The organism is Dietzia sp. DQ11-44 (assembly GCF_014145205.1).
Taxonomy (GTDB): Bacteria; Actinomycetota; Actinomycetes; order Mycobacteriales; family Mycobacteriaceae; genus Dietzia; species Dietzia natronolimnaea.
Genome location: NZ_JAALEC010000572.1, coordinates 1 through 4014, shown reverse-complemented (window position 1 = coordinate 4014; position 4014 = coordinate 1). Strand labels below are relative to the sequence as shown.

4 protein-coding genes are annotated in these 4014 nt (G+C 69.6%); 1 reads left to right on the top strand and 3 read right to left on the bottom strand.

Annotation, left to right across the window (positions count from 1 at the left end):
- The first annotated feature begins 91 nt into the window (after positions 1–91).
- Positions 92–1918 (top strand): acyl-CoA dehydrogenase, encoded by a 1827-nt coding sequence (locus tag G6018_RS13600; RefSeq protein WP_182639892.1) that lies wholly within the window; start codon positions 92–94, stop codon positions 1916–1918.
- Positions 1919–1948: 30 nt separating this feature from the next.
- On the opposite strand, the gene G6018_RS13595 is transcribed toward G6018_RS13600, so the two are convergent.
- The 3 genes from G6018_RS13595 to G6018_RS13585 form a co-directional block, all read right to left on the bottom strand.
- Entirely contained in the window at positions 1949–2407 is a 459-nt protein-coding gene (locus G6018_RS13595; RefSeq protein ID WP_182616416.1) for an SRPBCC domain-containing protein, read from the bottom strand.
- Between the two features lie 7 nt (positions 2408–2414).
- Positions 2415–2801: a metalloregulator ArsR/SmtB family transcription factor gene (locus G6018_RS13590; RefSeq protein ID WP_179523676.1), complete on the bottom strand. Its 387-nt coding sequence runs from the start codon at positions 2799–2801 to the stop codon at positions 2415–2417.
- 213 nt (positions 2802–3014) lie between these two features.
- Positions 3015–3677 (bottom strand): fasciclin domain-containing protein, encoded by a 663-nt coding sequence (locus G6018_RS13585; protein WP_182616424.1) that lies wholly within the window; start codon positions 3675–3677, stop codon positions 3015–3017.
- Positions 3678–4014 lie beyond the last annotated feature (337 nt).

Below are 4014 nucleotides of genomic sequence, written 5' to 3'. Positions count from 1 at the left end.
TGGGGGCTGACGGTCCCGCGGGCCGCCCGTCCCGGTTCCGCCGGGCACGGCCCGAGTCGGCACCGCGCCCGGGGCAAGTACCCTGCGGTGCATGACTCCCTCGCTCCCCCTCCCCTCCACCGTGATGTCCCGCGCCGATCTCGACTTCCTGCTCCACGACTGGCTGCGGGTGTCCGAGCTGTGTGGGCGTGAGCGGTACGCGGACCACTCCCGCGAGACCATCGACGCCGTGGTGGACCTGTCGGCCGAGCTCGCCGAGAAGTACTTCGCCCCGCACAACCGCAAGGCGGACCTCAACGAGCCCAGGCTCGTGGGCGAGGAGGTCGAGCTCATCCCGGAGATCGCCGAGGCGCTGCGCCGCTTCGCCGACGCCGACCTGGTGGGCGCCGCGATGGACGAGCGGGTGGGCGGGATGCAACTGCCCTACACCGCCTACCTGGCGTGCATGGCGTGGTTCTACGCGGCCAACGTCGCCACCGCGGCGTACCCGCTGCTCACCACCGGCAACGCCAACCTGTTGATCGAGCACGGTTCGGACGAGCAGATCGAGCGCTACGTCAAGCCGATGGTCGAGGGCCGGTTCACCGGCACCATGTGCCTGTCCGAGCCGCAGGCCGGCTCCAACCTCGCCGACATCACCACCCGCGCCGAGCCGCAGGACGACGGGACCTACCGGCTGTTCGGGCAGAAGATGTGGATCTCCGGCGGCGAGCACACGATGTCCGAGAACATCGTGCACCTCGTACTGGCCAAGGTGCCCGGTTCGCCGGCCGGTACCCGCGGCATCAGCCTGTTCGTGGTGCCGAAGTACCTGGTCGACGAGGACGGTTCGATCGGGGAGCGCAACGACATCGTGATCACCGGCCTCAACCACAAGATGGGCTTCCGCGGCACGGTCAACACCATGCCCACCCTCGGCCAGGGCATGCACACCCCCGGCGGCCGGCCGGGCGCGGTCGGATACCTCCTGGGCGAGGAGAACACCGGCCTCAAGAAGATGTTCACCATGATGAACGAGGCCCGGCTCGGCGTGGGTCTGGGCGCCACGGCCCTCGGGTACACCGGGTACCTCAAGTCGCTCGATTACGCGCGCAACCGCCCTCAGGGGCGGACCGTCGGTGCCGATCCCTCCTCGCCGCAGGTCATGCTGACCGGGCACGCCGACGTGCGGCGGATGTTGCTGGCCCAGAAGTCCTACGTGGAGGGTGCCCTGGCGCTGGGGCTGTTCTGCGCGAGGCTCGTCGACGACGAGAAGACCGGGTCCCCGGAGGAGGCCGCAGCCGCCACGACGCTGCTGGACGTCCTCACCCCGATCGCCAAGTCGTGGCCGTCGCAGTGGTGCCTCAAGGCCAACGAACTCGCGGTACAGGTACTGGGCGGGGCCGGGTACACGATCGACTACGACGTCGAGCAGCACTACCGCGACAACCGCCTCAACCCGATCCACGAGGGCACGCACGGGATCCAGGCCCAGGATCTGCTCGGGCGCAAGGTCCTCGCCGGGGGCGGTGCCGGACTGGCCGCACTGAGCGAGCGCATCGCCGCCACCTGCGACCGGGCGGATGCGGCAGGCGGCCCGGCCGAGGAGTTCGCCGCGCTGCTCCGACCGCGGGTGACGCGACTGATCGAGGTGACCACCGCACTCGCCGGGCTCGGGGCGACCGACCCGGAGGCGTTCCTGGCCGACGCCACCGAGTACCTCGAGGCCGCCGGTCACATCGTGATCGCCTGGATCTGGCTCGAGCAGGTCCTCGCCCTGGGAGGTCGGATCGACGACGACGCCGACGGGTTCGCCGCCGGGAAGCGGCAGGCCGCGGCGTACTTCCTGCGGCGCGAGCTGCCCGTCGTTGACGCGAAGTTCGACCTGCTGGCCGCGGGCGACCGCACCACCCTGGACATGCGCGACGACTGGTTCTGACCAGCGGTGCCCCCGCCGAGCAGGCGGTCCTCAGCGGGCTGTGGACGATGCGAGCACGCCGTCCAACTCCTCGAACGCCTCGGTCCAGCCGTCGTAGACGCCGTGTTCGGAACCGCGGTCGTCGGGGTGCCGGGCCATGTGGAAGGTCATCAGGGTGCGCCCCTCGCCCGCCTCGGCGAGGTCGACGGTGATGACGGGGACCTCGTCCCCGCGCTCGTCGTCCGGGCTGACCCAGGTGAACCGGAGCCGGTCGGGCTCGCGGACCTCCAGGTATTCGCCCGTGGCCGGCCACTCGCCGCCGTCCGGGTCGATCATGAGGTAGGCGTAGCTGCCACCCACGCGGAGATCGATCGAGACGCTCTCGGCAGGGGTCGTGACCTCGTGCGGGTGCCACCAGCGAGCGGCCAGTGTCGGATCCGTCCACGCGCGCCAGAGGGTCTCGCGCGGGGCGTCGAATGTGCGGGTGATGGTGAATTCCGGGACGGACATGATGTCGTCACTCCTTCGATCGAGGCGTGCGACCTCGATCCGTGGGGTCGGCGTGCCCGGGCCGGATGTCGGTGAGCACGTCGTCGAGTCGGTCGAACTTCTGCTGCCACAGCGCGCGGTTGCGCTCGACCCAGGCAGTGGCGGCGTCCAGCGGTTCCGGCCGGAGCGTGCACACCCGCCACTGGGCGCGCGTGCTTCGCTCGATGAGACCGGAGGTCTCCAACACCCGGAGGTGTTGCGAGATGGCGGGTGCACTGATGTCGAACGGTTCCGACAACTCGCCCACAGTGGCCGGCCCGGCGCTGAGCCGCTCGAGGATCCCACGACGCGTGGGATCGGCGAGCGCCTGGAACACCCGGGACAGCGGATCACCGGCCTTTTTCAATTCACTCATTCCTTAATTAGGCAATAGCTTAATTATGCACCGTGACGCGCCACTGTCAACCCCTCGTCCACGATCACCGCCGGCCGGAACCCTCTCGCGGCGCGGGTGCCGGTGGTCCGGCCGCGGGACCCGACGAGGCCCGGGCCGACGCTCTCGCGTCGACCCGGGCCTCGGTGCTGCCGGAACACTCAGGAGGTCAGGGCCTCCCGGGGTCCAGTGGGATCACTCCTCGGGAACCATGACCTCATCGATGAGGTAGACCGTGGCGTTGGCGGTCTGGACGCCACCACAGATCACGTTGGCACCGTTGACGGTGAGCTCGTCACCGGAGCCCATGACCTCGACGTCCGCGCCGTTCAGCGTGGTCTGCATGCCCTCGATCTCGTCAGGGGTGATCTGTCCCTCGACAACGTGGTAGGTCAGGATGCTGGTGAGCAGCTCGGGATCGGTCTGCAGCGCCTCCATCGTGGCGTCGTCGACCTGCGCGAACGCGTCGTCGACCGGCGCGAACACGGTGTACTCACCGTTGTTGAGCGTGTCGACCAGGTCGACCTCCGGGTTCACCCCGCCCGACACGGCGGCCGTGAGGGTGGTGAGCAGCGGGTTGTTGGAGGCGGCGGTGGCGACCGGCTCCATGGCCATACCGTCGACCGAGCCCGGCCCGTCCGGGTTGGCCTCGGCGTAGTCCGCACACCCGGGACCGACCAGCATGCCGGCCGGCTCCGCCATGGGAGAGGTCTCTTCGGTGGTCATTTCGGAGGTCATGGGGGCGGACGTGGTGCCCTCGGCCTCCATGCCGCCTTCGTCGTCCGCGCAGCCGGCCAGAACGAGGCCGCTCACGGCAGCCGCCGCCGCGATCGATGCCATACGGCGGGAGATCGTCATGCTCATTGTGTTGGTCCTTTCAACAGAGCCTTGCGTGCTGGGTCAAGGGTTCTTCGGCACTGCTGTCGAGACGGATGGGTGGCCCTCAGAAAATTTCTCCGGAACCGTCCGGCGGGGCCCGTGCTCCGAACTCTTGATGTGGACACCACCCAGCCCCGACCCCGTGTGACGGCTCAGATCTCCGCGGGGATCCTCTCGACCGGTATCGCCCTCGCGGTCGGTCACGCGATCGCGGGACTGGTCGCCCCCGGGTCGTCACCCTTCCTGGCGGTGGCCGACTCCGTCGTCGACCGCGCACCCGCGGCCGTCCGCGAGGCGACCATCGACGCGCTCGGGA

What these genes read in the sequence shown, in the direction of transcription:
- G6018_RS13600 (WP_182639892.1), top strand. Translation starts at nt 92, where the DNA reads ATGACTCCCTCGCTCCCCCTCCCCTCCACCGTGATGTCCCGCGCCGAT.
- G6018_RS13590 (WP_179523676.1), bottom strand. Translation starts at nt 2,801, where the DNA reads ATGAGTGAATTGAAAAAGGCCGGTGATCCGCTGTCCCGGGTGTTCCAG.
- G6018_RS13595 (WP_182616416.1), bottom strand. Translation starts at nt 2,407, where the DNA reads ATGTCCGTCCCGGAATTCACCATCACCCGCACATTCGACGCCCCGCGC.
- G6018_RS13585 (WP_182616424.1), bottom strand. Translation starts at nt 3,677, where the DNA reads ATGACGATCTCCCGCCGTATGGCATCGATCGCGGCGGCGGCTGCCGTG.